The following is a 14,728-nucleotide window of genomic DNA, read 5'->3' on the forward strand; positions in this document are numbered from 1 at the left end:
CATAGCCGCAGCGCAGCAATTCCGTGAGGACTGTCGGAACGTCATGGCTCAGTTCACCCTGCCGAAGAACTCCACGATCAAGAAGGGGCAGGCTCACCCGTCGCCGCAACCCGGCGGGACGATGCGCAACTTCAAGATCTATCGCTACGATCCCGACAGCGGTGCGAACCCGCGCTACGACACGTTCCAGGTCAACACCGACGAATGCGGGCCGATGGTCCTCGACGCGCTCATCAAGATCAAGGGTGAGCAGGACAGTTCGCTGACCTTCCGCCGCTCGTGCCGGGAGGGCATCTGCGGGTCTTGTTCGATGAACATCGACGGCCGCAACGCGCTCGCCTGCACCACCGCGATCGAGGACGTGAAGGGGGAGGTGAAGATTACCCCGCTGCCCGCAATGGACGTGATCAAGGATCTGGTGCCCGACTTCACCAACTTCTACGCACAATATGCCTCGATCAAGCCGTGGCTCCAGACCGTGACGCCCGCCCCAGCCGGCAAGGAGCGGCTCCAGTCGCCGGATGACCGTGCCAAGCTCGACGGCCTGTACGAGTGCATCCTGTGCGCCTGCTGCTCCACCTCGTGCCCGAGCTATTGGTGGAACTCCGACAAGTTCCTCGGCCCGGCGATCCTGCTTCAGGCCTATCGCTTCCTCGCCGACAGCCGCGACGAGATGACGGGCGAGCGGCTCGACGAGCTGGAGGACCCCTTCCGCCTGTATCGTTGCCACACGATCATGAACTGCGCCAACGTCTGCCCGAAGGGGCTGTCGCCGGCGAAGGCGATCGCCGAGATCAAGAAGATGGAGGCCGAGCGGGTCCTCTGAGGTGACGGAGTCCACTCCGCCCGCCTTCGTGTTCGAGGCGCATCCGGATCACCCTGGCTGGACCTTGTGGGAGTTCCGCGATCCCGAGCGCTACAATGCGTTCCTCGGCGAGATCATCGTGCGGCTCGACGATGGACTCGCGCGGGTGCGGATGACGCCGGGGCGGCGGCACTCGAACTTCGGCGACAACGTCCATGGCGGCACCTTGCTCGGCTTCATCGACGTGGCGCTGTTCGCGGCGATGCGGACGTTCGGACTGGCGAGCGCCGGACCTTCGGTGACGCTGGACCTCAACACGCACTTCATCGGCGCGGGCAAGGTCGGCGAGCCGCTGGAAGCGCGGGTCGAGCTGCTGCGCGAGACCAAGCGGCTGCTTTTCATGCGCGGGCTGCTGGTGCAGGACGCCGGGACGGTGTGCGAGTTCTCGGGAACGATCCGGAAACCGTCGGAGCCGCGCTGACCGAGGTGCCGGACGTTTTCCAGGCCTATCGCAGCCTCGTCGCCGACGGCGAGCTTCGGCCCGATCCGGAGCAGGCCGCAGCCGCCCGCCGGCTGGATGCGCTCGCAACCGAACTGGAGCATCCGAAGACGGTCGGCCTGCTCCACCGCCGCACCGTTCCCGCGCGCGGCGCCTATCTGTGGGGCGACGTCGGCCGCGGCAAGTCGATGCTGATGGACTTGTTCTTCGCCCATCTCTCGATCGAGCGGAAGCGGCGGGTCCATTTCGCCGAGTTCATGCTGGAGGTCCACGGACGCATTGCGATCGAGCGGCGCAAGGAACGCGGCGACCCGATCGTCCCGGTCGCGCGCGATCTGGCCCAGGAGACCCGCCTCCTCGCGTTCGACGAGATGATGGTGACGAACTCGCCCGACGCAATGATCGTGTCGCGGCTGTTCACCGCCATGATCGCGAGCGGCGTGACCGTGGTCACCACCTCGAACCGGCCGCCGCGCGACCTCTATCGGGACGGGCTCAATCGTGAACACTTCCTGCCCTTCATCGCGCTCATCGAGGAGCGGCTCGACGTTTTGGCGCTGAACGGTCCGGTCGATTACCGGCGCGACCGGTTGGGCCGGCAGCCCACCTGGCTCGTTCCCAACGGTGCCGATCCGACCGCTCAGCTCTCCGCCGCCTTTTTCCGGCTGACCGACTATCCGGTCGAGGACCGCGCGCATGTGCCCTCGGAGGAACTGTCGGTGCAGGGGCGGACGCTTCACGTTCCCAAGGCGCTCAAGGGCGTCGCGGTGTTCAGTTTCAAGCGGCTGTGCGGGGAGGCGCGCGGGGCGGCGGACTATCTGGCGATCGCGCGGCGGTATCACACGGTGATCCTCGTCGGCATTCCCGTGCTCGGGCCGGAGAACCGCAACGAGGCGGCGCGCTTCGTGTCGCTGGTCGACGCGCTTTACGAACACAAGGTCAAGCTGCTGGCGGCGGCGGATGCGGAACCGGACGACCTCTATCCCGCAGGAGATGGCCGTTTCGAGTTCCAGCGCACGGTCAGCCGGCTGGAGGAGATGCGAAGCGAGGCGTATCTCGCGCAGGGGCACGGGGCCTAGAAGGTCGCGGTCAGTTCGACGAAGCCGTAGCGCGTGTCGCCGGTGTCGGGGGCGTTGGCGGCGTCGCGCAGGAAGCGTCCCTTCAGCAGCAAGGCGAAGCCGGCCGATGCGCGCAGATGGTCGGGGATCAGCGAACGGCGCAGCCGCGCGTCGAACTGGACGCCCGCCCATTTGCCGACTGACCCGCTGGGGTCGCGCACGCCCGTCACCGCGAACTGATCGGTAGCGGAGGCGATCCACAGCGGTCGCAGCGTCGCCTGCGCATCGGCGCGCTTGCTTGGCTTTGCATCGAGGCGCACGAATGGGCTGACGATGTTGGCGCGGGTGAGCGCACCGTAATAGCTGGTCGGCCCGAAGTCGAAGCCGCGGGCGGAAAAGAGCGGATCGAAGCGAGTGTAGCGGCTGCTCGATCCCTCGCCGCTGCCATAGTCGAACCCGAGCGACGCACGCGGCTGCCAGCCGCCCGCGACCGTGTAGCCGCCTTCGGCGTGGATGAAGCCCGCGGCGACGTCGCGGTCGACCAGGTCGGTGACCGCCGTCGACTGTCGCGCGCGGCCCCATTGGTACGCCCCCTCGACGTCGTAATCGGCAACGCCCGCCTTGGCCGGGCGGGTCAGTCGCGCCCCCGCCGTCCACAGGTGACGGTTGCGGGTCAGGATATCCGGCGAGTCGTTCTCGGCGAGCCGATAGAGATAGACCTCCGCCGCCCCGCCGAAGAGCGCGGCGTGTTGCCACACGCCGAAGAAGCGGGGGCCGCCCCGCTCGCGGTCGAGCTCTTCGGCATTGTCGTGAATGCGCTCGGTCGCGTCGGGGAGGCGCGCCTGCGGAACCATCCAGAAAGCCGTGAACCCGAGCGTCTTGTCGCCCAGCACCAGGTTCGCGCCGGTGAAGCCGTTGATCGTGTTGCGGAAGGCGTTGCGCGCGACCAGCCGGCGCGAGCCTAGATTGAGGGTGAAGCGTCCCGCGGTCAGCTTCGCCGCGTCCGACACATCGGTTGTGACATAGGCCTGAATCGGTTCCAGCGTGTCGACTTCGCTGGTCGAAACCGAGGAATGCCTGCGCTCGAAGACGCTGCGGGAATCCTCCAGTTCGCCGCCCATCCGGATCGGGCCAGCATCATATTCGGCGTAGGCGAGGACGCGGGTCAACAGCGCCACGTCGGACGACGCAACGCCTGGGCGAAACTGCCCGTCGATCGCCTCGACCCGCGCGCGCACCTCCAGCGAGGCGTCGAGCTTCCCGTCTTCGGCATGCGCGACGCACGGCCAAAGGAGGGCGACGGCGAGCCGCGCCAGCGTCGTAGTCCGCAATGTCTCTACCCCTAGAGACGCGGGTTTGAGGCCCCGCGCATCGCCTCTATACGGGACACCGGAACGAAAGGGAGTGCCATCATGCGGTTCGTCGTCGCCCTGATCGGGCTGTTGGGCGCGCTGGCCGCGGCATCGGCGGAGGCGCAGGCGAGGGGACCGCTGGTCCTCGCCGCCGCGAGCCTGCAAGAATCGATGTCCGACGCGGCGGACGTCTGGGCAAGGGCCGGTCACCCGCGCCCTGTGGTGTCGTTCGCCGCATCCTCGGCGCTGGCGCGTCAGGTGCAGGCTGGGGCGCCCGCGGACCTGTTCGCCTCCGCCGACAAGGATTGGATGAACGTGCTCCAGGCGAAAGGGCTGCTCGCGACCGGGACGCGGGCGGATTGGCTGAGCAATCGCCTGGTGATCGTCGCCCCGGCGGCGCGGCGCGGTGCGGTGCCGATGACCGCGGGCGGGCTTCGCCGCGTGCTCGGCGCCGGACCGCTGGCGATGGCGGACCCCGGATCCGTGCCCGCCGGCAAGTACGGCAAGGCGGCGCTGGTCGCCTTTGGCGCCTGGCCCGCGCTCGCCGGCCATGTCGTCCGCGGCGACAGCGTCAGGGCGGCCTTGGCGTTGGTTGAGCGCGGCGCCGCGCCGTTCGGGATCGTCTACGCGACCGACGCCCGCGCCTCGACGGCGGTCCGGATCGTCGGCGTCTTCTCGGCGCGGAGCCATCCGCCGATCGTCTATCCGCTCGCGCGCCTCAAGGCGTCGACCAGCCGCGACGCGGAGGGCTTCCGCCGCTTCCTGCTGAGCCCGCGAGGCAAGGCCATCTTCGCGCGCTACGGGTTCGGTCCGCGTTGACCGCTGACGTCTGGGGGATCGTCCGCCTCTCTCTGCTGGTCGGCGGGACCGCCGTGGCGGCGTCGCTGCCGATCGCCTTCGCGCTCGCCTGGTTGCTGGCGCGACGGCGGTTTCCGGGGCGGGTCCTGCTCGATGCGGCGATCCATTTGCCCCTGGTGCTGCCGCCCGTGGTGACCGGCTGGCTGTTGCTGCTGGCCTTCGCACCGGCCGGGCCGCTCGGGAAGGTGCTCGCGATTTTCGGCGGCACTGTCCTGTTTCGATGGACCGGCGCGGCGATCGCGGCGGCGGTGATGGCGCTGCCGCTGATCGTGCGCGCGATCCGGCTGTCGATCGAGGCGGTCGACCCGCGCCTGGAGGACGCGGCGCGCACTCTGGGAGCGACGCCGTGGCGGGTGTTCCGCTCGATCACGCTGCCGCTCTGTTTGCCCGGGGTGCTGGCCGGAGCGGTGCTGGGGTTCGCGCGCTCGATCGGCGAGTTCGGCGCGACGATCACCTTCGTCTCGAACGTGCCGGGCGAGACCGAAACGCTGCCGCTCGCCATCTACGCCGCGCTCCAGCAGCCCGGCGCGGAAGCGACGGTGTGGCGTCTGTCGGCGATCTCGGTCGCGGTGTCGCTGGCGGCGCTGGTCGCCGCCGAGCTGCTGGCACGGCGCTATGCTCGGGGCGCGCATGTCCTTTGACGTCGACGTGCTCGTGCGCCGGGGCGAGGTCGAGATCGCCCTGACCTTCGCGACCGATCGTCGCGCCGTCGCTTTGGTGGGGCCGTCGGGAGCGGGAAAGACGAGTGTGCTCGACATCATCGCGGGGCTGGTCCGTCCCGACCGCGGCCGGGTGCTGGTCGGCGGCCGAATGCTTCTCGACAGCGCCAGCGGCCATGCGGTTCCGATCCATGAGCGGCGGGCAGGTTACGTCTTCCAGGAGCCGCGGCTGTTCCCGCATCTGACGGTCCACGCGAACCTCCTGTACGGCGCGGCGGCGAAGACCGATCCCGCGGAGATCGCGCGGATGCTCGACATCGGCCGGCTGCTCGATCGCTGGCCGCGGACGCTGTCCGGAGGCGAGGCACGGCGCGTCGCGATCGGGCGGGCGCTGCTGTCGCAGCCCGATTTCCTGCTGCTTGACGAACCCTTGGTATCGCTCGACCGCGCACGGCGCGAGGAAGCCATGCGGATGATCGAGCGGGTGCGCGACGAGGTGGCGCTGCCGATGCTGATCGTCACCCATGACGAGGGCGAAGCAAATCGGCTGGGGCAGACGATCGTCCGAATGTGAGGGAGGCTAGACCGCCGGGCTCGGAGACGGGGCGGGCATCGGCAACGCGGCCGGTTTCCTCCGCACGCCCTTCAGGTCCACGGGGCCCGGCGTCGGCGCGACAGCGTCCGCCTCACCGTCGTCGACCGGCGGGGAAGCCGCGCGCATCGCGCTCCGCTTCATACATTGTCCCGCGGGGCGCTTGAACTCGGCGCAGTTCCACAGCGTCCGCTCGAGGTTGCTGGTACGGTCGCGGAGATAGCTGAACGACATCGCCGCCATTTGTCCCGGCGCCATCAATGCCGTGAACGGCATCTGTTCGGTGTCGGTCCAGCCCATGAACTTGCACTTGTCGCGATCGCCGCACGCCGATTGCGCCATCGCCGCGAAGCTCGCCGCCTGCGCCGGGTTGAGGGCGGTGATGAAGACGTTGGCGTCGCCGGGCAGCGGCATCGCGGCGCGGCCGAAGAAGGGGGTGGCGGCGATCACCCCGTCGACGCCGACATCGCCGCCAAGCTTGTGCGCATCGGACAGCAGGGCGAGCTGAGGCTCCGGCGGCTCGGCGGTGAGTGGCGTCCTGCGGAATGCGGGCGGCGTTCCCCACACCCCGGTCCAGCGGAAGAACAGGTGGGTGTGGACCTGCGCGATCTTGTCGAGGCTCGATTGCCAATAAGGGACCACGTAATCGGTATGGTAATGCGTCGCGAGTCCGACTGGCTTGAAGACGAACCCCGACAGCGCCGCCGTCGCGACCTCGCGCGCGCGGCGCCATGCCGCCTGCCCCGGTGCGCGGCGCGCGATCGAACCGTCGCAGGTGAAGGTGAACTGGCAGCCGGTCGATCGCTCCGACCCCTGAAAGACGACGCCGCACACCGATTTCGGGAATGCGGGATGGTGGAGGCGATTGAGGATCACCTGCGCGACCGCCTGCTCGCCCACGGCGTCGTCGCCCGCCTCGTAGATCACCGCGGCGGCCAGGCAATCGGTCGCGCGCGCGACGTCGTCGGCGCCGCCGAGCATCCGGTAGGGCCGCGCCGGATCGACCCCGCCGACGACGAGGGGGAGCGAGTCGTTGAACGCGCGTGCGTCCTCGGGCGAGACGTCCTGGAGCTGGACGGGCTCGACCTCGGGAACGACGGTGGCAGGAACGACGCGGCGCGGCAGCAGGATCTTGCTCGCGACGCCGGGCCGCGGCGGCTGGACCGGCGCATGGCGCGCGAACAGCAGCGGCAGGACCAGCGCTGCGAGTGCGATCAGCGCGAGGATGATGTTGAGGCGCGCGGCAAGACTGCCGAGCCCGGTGCGCGCGCCGGTGGTCGCTGCGGTCACTGCTCCGGCAGGAAGTCCGGGACGGACAGATAGCGCTCGCCGGTATCGTAGTTGAAGCCGAGCACGCGCACCCCGTCGGGCAGATCAGGCAGCTTCTGGAGGATCGCGGCAAGGGTCGCGCCCGACGAGATGCCGACGAGCATCCCTTCCTCACGCGCGGCGCGGCGCGCCATGTCCTTGGCGACCGCGGCGTCGACCTCGATCACGCCGTCGAGCGCTTGGGTATGGAGGTTCGCCGGGATGAAGCCCGCGCCGATCCCCTGGATCGGGTGCGGCCCCGGCTGCCCGCCCGAGATGACGGGCGAGGCCTGCGGCTCGACCGCATAGACCTTGAGATCGGGCCAGGTCTTCTTGAGCGTCTCGGCGACGCCGGTGATATGGCCGCCGGTGCCGACGCCGGTGATGAGCACGTCGATCGGCGTGTCGCCGAAGTCCTCCAGGATCTCCTGCGAGGTGGTGCGGACATGGACGTCGATGTTCGCCGGATTCTCGAACTGCTGCGGCATCCACGAGTTGTGGGTCTGGGCGACGAGCTCGAGCGCGCGTTCGATGGCGCCCTTCATCCCCTTCTCGCGGGGGGTCAGATCGAAGCTGGCGCCGTAAGCGAGCATCAGGCGGCGACGCTCGAGCGACATCGACTCCGGCATCACGAGGATCAGCTTGTAACCCTTGACCGCGGCGACCATCGCCAGGCCGACGCCGGTGTTGCCCGAGGTCGGCTCGATGATCGTGCCACCGGGCTTGAGGCTGCCGTCTGCCTCCGCCGCCTCGATCATGGCGAGCGCGATGCGGTCCTTGATCGACCCGCCGGGGTTCGACCGCTCCGACTTGATCCAAACCTCGCTGTCCGGGAACAGCCGCTGGACGCGGATGTGGGGGGTTCGGCCGATCGTCTCGAGGATGGTGTTCGCCTTCATGGCTGGGCCACTCCGTGCTTGGGTTCGAGATTTGGGGAGTCGGTCATTTCCGACTCCGGACGGGGCATTTCGGGCGGATCGAAGGTCTTGGCAAGCCTCAGCTCGGGGAACAGCCGCGACCAGAGGAGCGTGATCCCGATCGCCGCGACGCCGCCCGCCACCACCGCGCCGACGGGCCCGAGCAGCGATGCGGCGAGGCCGGATTCAAACTCACCGAGTTCGTTCGACGCCGAGATGGTGAGCTGGCTGACCGCGCTGACGCGCCCGCGCATGTGGTCAGGGGTGTGCAGCTGGATCAGGGAAGATCGCACATAGACCGAGACCATGTCCGCCGCGCCTGCGACGATCAGCGCCGCAAGGCTGAGCGCGAAGCTCCGCGACACGCCGAAGGTCAGGATCGCCAAGGCGAACACGATCACCGCGGCGAGCATCTTGACCCCGACATTGTGCTTCATCGGGCGAACCGAGAAGAAGACCGCAGCGGCGGTCGCGCCGATGCCCATGCCGGCGGCGAGGAAGCCGAGGCCGGACGCGCCGACGTGAAGGATGTCGCGCGCGTAGATCGGCAGCAGCGCGGTCGCTCCCGCCAGCAGCACCACGAACAGGTCGAGCGTGATCGCCGCGAGCACCAGCCGGTTCTGGCGGACGTAGGCGAAGCCGTCGACGATCCGAGCGAGGACGCGGTGATCCTTCTGGGTCGGCGGCTGAGGCACCTTGCCGATCAGGAAGATCCCGCCGAGCGCGACCGTCAGCAGCGCGGCGACGGTGGCGTAGGCGACGTCGGGATGAACCGCGTAGAGCAGCCCGCCCAGGCTCGGCCCGGCGATCGAGCCGACCTGCCAGGCGATCGACGACACCGCGATCGCGGTCGGCAGCACCTCGCGCGGGACGAGATTGGGGGCGAGCGCGGAATAGGCGGGGCCGGAGAAGGCGCGGGCGACGCCGATGAAGACCGCAGCGGTGAACAGCGCCGGCAGCGTCAGCGCGCCCTGCCAGGTCAGCAGGCCCAGCATCGCGACGATCGCCAGCATCAGCGCCGTGGTGGCGCGGACGATCCAGCGCCGATCCACGCTGTCCGCGACCAGCCCGACCACCGGGGTCAACACGAACAGCGGCACGAACTGCGCGGCACCGATCATTCCGAGCAGGAACGCCGCTTCGCGAATGTCCATCGTCTGGCGGGCCAGGCCATAGACCTGCCAGCCGATCACGATCGCGAGCGCGGTCTGGCCGATCGTCCCGGCGAGGCGGGAAAGCCAATAAAAGCGGAAGTTGGCGATGCGGAAGGGATGCGGAGCGGCGGCCATCGCGTCAGCCTCTAGGGCCTTCGCCCGGCGATTCCCACCCGCCTCAGCCCGGCCGCGTCTTCCCCAGATACCAGCTGAGGTTCGCCGGCCCCCGGCTCTTGCCCCGAGCCGGGTACATCAGATCGTATACGACCGCATTCTCCAGCACGCGCTGCACGTAGTTGCGCGTCTCCGAATAGGGGATCGCCTCGACCCAGTCGACCGGATCGACGGAGCCGGTGCGCGGATCGCCGTTCGCCGCCAGCCACTTATTCACGTTCCCTGGTCCGGCGTTATAGGCGGCGATCGCCAGCGGGTAGCTGCCGTACATCCCGAAGATGCGCTGGAAATAGCTCGATCCGAGCATGACGTTGAACGAGGTGTCGGTCGTCAGGCGCGCCGCGTCGTAGGACAGGCCGAGCTTGCCCGCCTGCTCGCGCGCGGTGGCGGGCATCAGCTGCATGAGGCCGCGGGCGCTGGCGCTGCTCGTCGCGGCGCGGTCGAACTGGCTCTCCTGGCGGCTGATCGCGTGGATCATCGTCCAGCGATCCTCGTAGCCGGGGGGCACGGGGACGGTGGGGAAGGCGTTAGCGCTGTAGGCGGTCAGCCCGTTCTGCATCGCCGAGCGCCCGACGAGCACCCCGAGGTCAGGACGGCCCAGGCTCCGCGACAGCTCGTCCGCGAGCGCGTGATCCGTGTCCGTCTGGACGTCGCCGGCGATGACCTTCACGAACGCGGTCTGATCCTGCCACTGACCGACCTGGCCGAGAAACTGTGCCGCGCGCACCGTCTCGCGTGCGTAAAAGGCCTGGCGCACCGTGGGATCGATCGCGGGACGCGGGGCCGGCGGGGGGCCGACGAGCGCGCGCCCGAGGCGCTCGGTCGCGAGCTGGCCGTAATATTGGTCGCGATAGCCCGACGCTCGGATGAGGAAGGCATCGGCGTCGGTGCGACGGCCCGCCGCTTCGGCCGCGCGCCCGGCCCAGTAGAAGCCCTTCGCGCGCGTCTGCGGGGCGAGGCTACCGCGCGCGTAGCGATCGAACATCGTCATCGCGTCGGCGGGTCGCGCGAGCTGCTTCAGCGCCACGGTTCCCGCCAGCCAGACGAGCGAGGTGTACGGGTCTCGTTCGGCGTACGGCGTCTTCGAGACGTCGGTTCCAGGCGGATAGGCGTCGTCGACTTGGCGCGCGATGTCGTAGGCGGTCTGCCACTGGTGGTCCGCCGCCGCGCCGCGCGCGTTGGTGAGGAGCACGTCGTAGAACGCGGCGACGTCGCCGGGGCGAACCATGCCGGTGCGGGTGCGCGCGAGCCACGCACGTGCGCTCGGCGAGGCGCCCGCATTGCGCAGCCACACCGCCTTGTCGGCGACGTAGCCCGCATCCGCCGCGCCCGCGGCGTCGTTGGCGGTCGCGAGGTCGGAGGCGGTCTGCGCCCTGGTCCGGAACGCCAGCCGAGCCTCGAACAGCGGCCGCGCGCCCGCGCTGGTCAGCGGCAGCACCCGCGCCGCCGCGCCGGTCTGCCCCTGCCAGAGCAGGGCGTCGAAGCGCCCGTCATGGTCGCGAGGCGTAAGCGCGCCGCCGAACTGGGTCAGCACCGTCCCCTCGTCGGTGGAGGAGAGCGCGCCCTGGCGCCACGCCTGGCGCGCCGCCTCGTTCGCTTCGGCGATCCGTCCGCTCGCCGCGAGTGCGCGGGCGTAGGCGACGCCGCCCGCGCCGGTCAGCGGCGGGAAGCGGCGGAAGAAGGCGGCGATGTTCGAAGGGCTCGCCGAGCCGAGCCCCGCCTGCCGTTCCGCCGCCTTGCGGTTGGCGGTCTGGTTGGGCCAGCCGGGGTGGGCGAGCAGGAACGAGGCATAGCTGTCGAAGGGCAACGAATCGGTCTGCTGAAGCGCCTTCCAGGTCGCGAGTGTCGACGCCATGCTCGGCGCCCAAGGCGATTGCGGCGGCGGGGTCTGCGCACCCCCGTTTGCCATGCGCGCATCGTACGCGCCGTCCTGCGCGACGAGCATCATCGCCGCGGTCCCTGCGAATATCGCGATCAATGAGCCCGCCTTCAAACCTGTCACCGCCATGTGGACAGGATAGAGCGCCCGCCCGTATCTGTCCTGAACGAAAGCCGATTAATTCGTCGCACGCGAGGGGCATCTCATGTTTCACGGCTCGATCCCGGCGCTGGTCACGCCGTTCGACGCGGACGGCGCATTCGCGGAAGCCGCTTACCGCGACCTCGTCGAGTGGCAGATCGCAGAAGGCTCCGCCGCGCTGGTCGCCTGCGGCACGACGGGGGAGGCGGCGACGCTGACCTTCGAGGAGCATTTCCGCGTCGTCCGCGTCTGCGTCGATCAGGCGAAGGGCCGCGTTCCGGTGATCGCGGGCGCGGGGTCGAACGACACGCTCGTCGCGGCGCAGAACCTGCGCGCCGCGCACGAGGCGGGAGCGGATGCGGCGCTGATGGTGCCGCCCTATTACAACCGCCCCTCGCAAGAGGGCATTTTCCGCCATTTCGAGGCGCTCGCCGGTAAGGCGCCGTTGCCGATCGTGCTCTACAACGTCCCGGCGCGGACGGTGACGGACATCCTGCCGGCGACGCTGGTCCGGATCGTCGCGGCGTTCCCCAAGGTGTTAGTCGGGGTGAAGGATGCGAGCGGCGTACTCCAGCGCGTGTCGGAGCATCGCGCGGCGCTGGGTCCGGACTTCTGCCAGCTTTCGGGCAACGACGATCTCGCGCTGCCGTTCAATGCTCTGGGCGGGACGGGTTGCATCTCGGTGACCGCAAACGTCGCCCCGCGGCTGTGCGCCGATGTCCAGGCGGCATGCGTGGACGGGGACTATTCGTCGGCACGGACGCTCCACGATCGCCTGTTCGCGCTGCACACGGCGCTGTTCACCGACGCCTCACCGGGGCCGGTGAAATATGCGATGACCAAGGTGCGGCCCGGCTTCCCGGAGGCGCTTCGACTGCCGATGACCCGGCCGTCCGAGGCGAGCCGGGCGGCGGTGGACGCGGGGCTGGCGAAGGCGGCGGTGATTTGATGAGTCCGCCCTCGATCATCGTCGCGAACGAACGTCTGAAGATGGTTGCGAGCCTGCTCTTCAACTCCGGCGGGGCGCTCGCCGCGGCGGCAGCCGTCAGGGTCTATTCCGCAGTCACGTTCGATACGGCGGCCCTTGTCTGGTCTATGGTCGCGATCGGGCTTATGTATTTTGGATGGCTCACGCTACTTGAGCAGGAGGAGGTCGGATGAGGATCGATTGGCTGGCACCCTATATGCCTGCGATCTTCGCTCTCGTATTCGGCGTCGGCCTGCACCTTGCCGCTTGCCGAGCTCATGCGATCGGCCAGGCTGGAGCCAAGCGCGAGCGCGAGGCTCGGGAGCAGGCGGCGGAATAGGTTGCTTCGTCCGGCCGGGATTGCGCATTCCGCCGCACGGCCTAAGTCCACCCCTCCCATGCCCCGTCCCAAGCCCGCCACCTTCGACAAGAAGAAGATCGTCGCCGAGAACCGCCGTGCCCGGTTCGATTATGCGGTGGAGACGACCTACGAAGCGGGGATCGCGCTGACCGGGACCGAGGTGAAGAGCCTGCGCTTCGGCGAGGGGTCGATCGCCGAATCCTACGCCGAGGTGAAGGACAACGGCGTCTGGCTGGTCAATTCGAACATTCCCGAGTTCAGCCACGGCAACCGCTTCAATCACGAGCCCAAGCGCCCGCGCAAGCTGCTGCTTCACGAACGCGAGATCAACAAGATGCACGGCGCGGTCGCGCGCGAGGGCATGACGCTCGTGCCGCTGACCGTCTATTTCAACTCGCAGGGGCGGGCGAAGGTGGAGCTGGCGTTGGCGAAAGGCCGGAAGGCGCACGACAAGCGCGAGCACATCAAGGAGCGCGAGTGGAAGAAGGAGGCCGGCCGCATCCTCAAGGATCACGGCTGATGGCCTCGCTGGCGCCGTCGGTCTGGCAGCGGTCGATCGGCTGGTGCCGGCGGAACCTGCCCACGCGCGAGTCGATGGCGCGCTCGAGGCTGCTCCGCCCGGTCGCGCACCGCGTGCTTGCGCCCGAGCTGTGGCGGTTCACGCGCCGGTCGGTGCCGCGCGGCGTCGCGCTCGGCATGATCACCGGCATCCTGTTTCCGGTCGCGCAGATCGCGTTTTCCGCCCTGCTGGCCCTGCCGATCCGCGCCAACGTGCCGGTGGCCTCGCTGGTGACCTTCATCAGCAACCCGCTGACGACCCCGCTCATCTGGGCCGCGGCGTACTGGACCGGCAAGTGGGCACTGCGGCTCGACACCGTGGTGCCGGGCCAGCCGGTGCGCGACGCGGCGCAGCTCGGCTGGGCGCAGTGGCTGGTGTCGGACGCCGCCCCGGCGCTGGCGGTGGGGCTGCTGATCCTGGCGGTCGTGATGGCGGTACTCGGCTATGCGCTCGCGGCGGTCGGCTGGCGGCTGTGGATCGCCCGCAAGTGGAAGGCGCGGCGGCGCTGATCCAACTTCCCCGTTCGCTCGGCACGAACGGAAGGGCTTCAGGCGGCCAGCCGCCTTTCCATCGCCCCAGCGATCGCATCGACAATCTGCGGGATCAGCTCGACCGGCAGGCTGTGGCCCATCCGCTCGATCTCGACCAGCCGAGCACCCGGGATGTTCGCGGCGGTATCGCGACCGCAGGCGGGTGGGATCAGCGGATCGGTGGTGCCGTGGATCACCACGGTGGGTGTGCGAATCGTCCGAAGCATCGCCCGCCGGTCGCCGTCGGCGATGATGGCCGCGAGCTGGCGAGTGAAGCCGGGCGCGTAGCTTGCCCGCTCGATGTTCTCGCGGACGCGGGCGCGCAGCATCTCCTCGTCCATCGGATAGCCCGGACCGGCGATGGTGCGGGTCAGCTCCATCCCGTGCGCGATCAGCGTCTCCATGTCGTCGGAGCGCGGCCGGCGGATCAACGCCCGCATCGCATCGAACGACGCCATCGGCAGCATCGGGTTGCCGGTGGTCGACATCATCGAAGTCAACGAGAGCGTGCGCTCGGGCCAGCTCGCGGCGAAGTGCTGCGCGATCATCCCGCCCATCGATGCGCCGACCACGTGCGCGCGCGCGATCCCCAGCGCGTCGAGCAGCCCGGCGGCGTCCTCCGCCATGTCGCCGATCGTGTAGGGCACGCGCGGGTGGAAGCGCAGGAAGCGCTGGGCCACGAGCGCGTAGAGGTTCGGCACGCCGCCGCGCTCGATCTTGGTCGAGAGGCCCACGTCGCGATTGTCGAAACGGATCACCCGAAAGCCGCGCGCGACCAGCGCCTCGACGAAGGGGAGGGGCCAGACGGTCAGCTGCGCACCGAGTCCCATGATGAGGAGAAGCGCCGGGTCGCTCTCGCGCCCGTGGCTCTCATATTCGATCTCGATCCCGTTCGCGCGCAGCTTGGCCATCCGA

Annotated in this window: 17 protein-coding genes; 11 read left to right on the forward strand and 6 right to left on the reverse strand. The window is 69.3% G+C overall.

Annotated features, from left to right (window positions below; genetic code table 11):
* The first annotated feature begins 43 nt into the window (after window positions 1-43).
* The 3 genes from AC4GYY_RS02600 to zapE are packed head-to-tail and all read left to right on the forward strand — an operon-like array spanning window position 44 to window position 2,383.
* Window positions 44-826 carry a succinate dehydrogenase iron-sulfur subunit gene (locus tag AC4GYY_RS02600; protein ID WP_491118541.1) on the forward strand — a complete coding sequence of 261 codons (783 nt, stop codon included), beginning with the start codon at window positions 44-46 and terminating at the stop codon, window positions 824-826.
* 1 nt (window position 827) lies between these two features.
* Window positions 828-1,286 (forward strand): PaaI family thioesterase, encoded by a 459-nt coding sequence (locus AC4GYY_RS02605; RefSeq protein WP_491118543.1) that lies wholly within the window; start codon window positions 828-830, stop codon window positions 1,284-1,286.
* 5 nt (window positions 1,287-1,291) lie between these two features.
* Window positions 1,292-2,383: a cell division protein ZapE gene (gene zapE / locus AC4GYY_RS02610; protein ID WP_491119278.1), complete on the forward strand. Its 1,092-nt coding sequence runs from the start codon at window positions 1,292-1,294 to the stop codon at window positions 2,381-2,383.
* Here the strand turns inward: zapE and AC4GYY_RS02615 are convergent.
* Window positions 2,380-3,693 (reverse strand): alginate export family protein, encoded by a 1,314-nt coding sequence (locus tag AC4GYY_RS02615; protein ID WP_491118545.1) that lies wholly within the window; start codon window positions 3,691-3,693, stop codon window positions 2,380-2,382. The genes zapE and AC4GYY_RS02615 overlap by 4 nt on opposite strands.
* Before the next feature lie 81 nt (window positions 3,694-3,774).
* Between AC4GYY_RS02615 and modA the strand changes: the two genes are divergently transcribed.
* The 3 genes from modA to AC4GYY_RS02630 are packed head-to-tail and all read left to right on the forward strand — an operon-like array spanning window position 3,775 to window position 5,805.
* Complete coding sequence (modA, locus tag AC4GYY_RS02620; RefSeq protein ID WP_491118547.1) at window positions 3,775-4,533, forward strand: molybdate ABC transporter substrate-binding protein; 759 nt, start codon at window positions 3,775-3,777, stop codon at window positions 4,531-4,533.
* Window positions 4,530-5,213, forward strand: coding sequence for a molybdate ABC transporter permease subunit (gene modB, locus AC4GYY_RS02625; RefSeq protein ID WP_491118549.1), 684 nt, complete (start codon window positions 4,530-4,532; stop codon window positions 5,211-5,213). Before modA ends, modB begins: the two co-directional genes overlap by 4 nt.
* Entirely contained in the window at window positions 5,203-5,805 is a 603-nt protein-coding gene (locus AC4GYY_RS02630; protein WP_491118551.1) for an ATP-binding cassette domain-containing protein, read from the forward strand. The genes modB and AC4GYY_RS02630 overlap by 11 nt, the downstream gene beginning before the upstream one ends.
* Window positions 5,806-5,811: 6 nt before the next feature.
* Here the strand turns inward: AC4GYY_RS02630 and AC4GYY_RS02635 are convergent, their stop codons facing one another.
* From AC4GYY_RS02635 to AC4GYY_RS02650, 4 genes are read right to left on the reverse strand one after another with little or no spacing between them, the layout of a single operon-like run.
* A complete protein-coding gene (locus AC4GYY_RS02635) occupies window positions 5,812-7,113 on the reverse strand; it encodes a cell wall hydrolase (RefSeq protein ID WP_491118553.1) in 1,302 nt (433 codons plus the stop codon).
* Window positions 7,110-8,030, reverse strand: coding sequence for a cysteine synthase A (gene cysK / locus AC4GYY_RS02640; RefSeq protein WP_491118555.1), 921 nt, complete (start codon window positions 8,028-8,030; stop codon window positions 7,110-7,112). The genes AC4GYY_RS02635 and cysK overlap by 4 nt, the downstream gene beginning before the upstream one ends.
* Window positions 8,027-9,337 (reverse strand): MFS transporter, encoded by a 1,311-nt coding sequence (locus AC4GYY_RS02645; RefSeq protein ID WP_491118557.1) that lies wholly within the window; start codon window positions 9,335-9,337, stop codon window positions 8,027-8,029. The genes cysK and AC4GYY_RS02645 overlap by 4 nt, the downstream gene beginning before the upstream one ends.
* 43 nt (window positions 9,338-9,380) lie before the next feature.
* Window positions 9,381-11,384, reverse strand: a complete 2,004-nt coding sequence (locus AC4GYY_RS02650; RefSeq protein WP_491118560.1) for a lytic transglycosylase domain-containing protein — start codon at window positions 11,382-11,384, stop codon at window positions 9,381-9,383.
* A 76-nt stretch (window positions 11,385-11,460) separates the two neighbouring features.
* Between AC4GYY_RS02650 and dapA the strand changes: the two genes are divergently transcribed.
* From dapA to AC4GYY_RS02675, 5 genes are read left to right on the forward strand one after another with little or no spacing between them, the layout of a single operon-like run.
* Window positions 11,461-12,345 (forward strand): 4-hydroxy-tetrahydrodipicolinate synthase, encoded by an 885-nt coding sequence (dapA, locus tag AC4GYY_RS02655; RefSeq protein ID WP_491118562.1) that lies wholly within the window; start codon window positions 11,461-11,463, stop codon window positions 12,343-12,345.
* Window positions 12,345-12,557 carry a hypothetical protein gene (locus AC4GYY_RS02660; RefSeq protein WP_491118564.1) on the forward strand — a complete coding sequence of 71 codons (213 nt, stop codon included), beginning with the start codon at window positions 12,345-12,347 and terminating at the stop codon, window positions 12,555-12,557. The genes dapA and AC4GYY_RS02660 overlap by 1 nt, the downstream gene beginning before the upstream one ends.
* Complete coding sequence (locus tag AC4GYY_RS02665) at window positions 12,554-12,703, forward strand: hypothetical protein (RefSeq protein WP_491118566.1); 150 nt, start codon at window positions 12,554-12,556, stop codon at window positions 12,701-12,703. Before AC4GYY_RS02660 ends, AC4GYY_RS02665 begins: the two co-directional genes overlap by 4 nt.
* A 58-nt stretch (window positions 12,704-12,761) precedes the next feature.
* A complete protein-coding gene (smpB, locus tag AC4GYY_RS02670) occupies window positions 12,762-13,244 on the forward strand; it encodes an SsrA-binding protein SmpB (RefSeq protein WP_491118568.1) in 483 nt (160 codons plus the stop codon).
* Window positions 13,244-13,792, forward strand: coding sequence for a DUF2062 domain-containing protein (locus tag AC4GYY_RS02675; protein ID WP_491118570.1), 549 nt, complete (start codon window positions 13,244-13,246; stop codon window positions 13,790-13,792). The genes smpB and AC4GYY_RS02675 overlap by 1 nt, the downstream gene beginning before the upstream one ends.
* A gap of 38 nt (window positions 13,793-13,830) precedes the next feature.
* Here the strand turns inward: AC4GYY_RS02675 and AC4GYY_RS02680 are convergent, their stop codons facing one another.
* The gene (locus AC4GYY_RS02680) at window positions 13,831-14,724 is read right to left on the reverse strand and encodes an alpha/beta fold hydrolase (RefSeq protein WP_491118572.1); all 894 of its coding nucleotides are present in this window, start codon (window positions 14,722-14,724) and stop codon (window positions 13,831-13,833) included.
* Between the last annotated feature and the right edge of the window lie 4 nt (window positions 14,725-14,728).

This window comes from Sphingomonas sp. SP6, assembly GCF_058313435.1.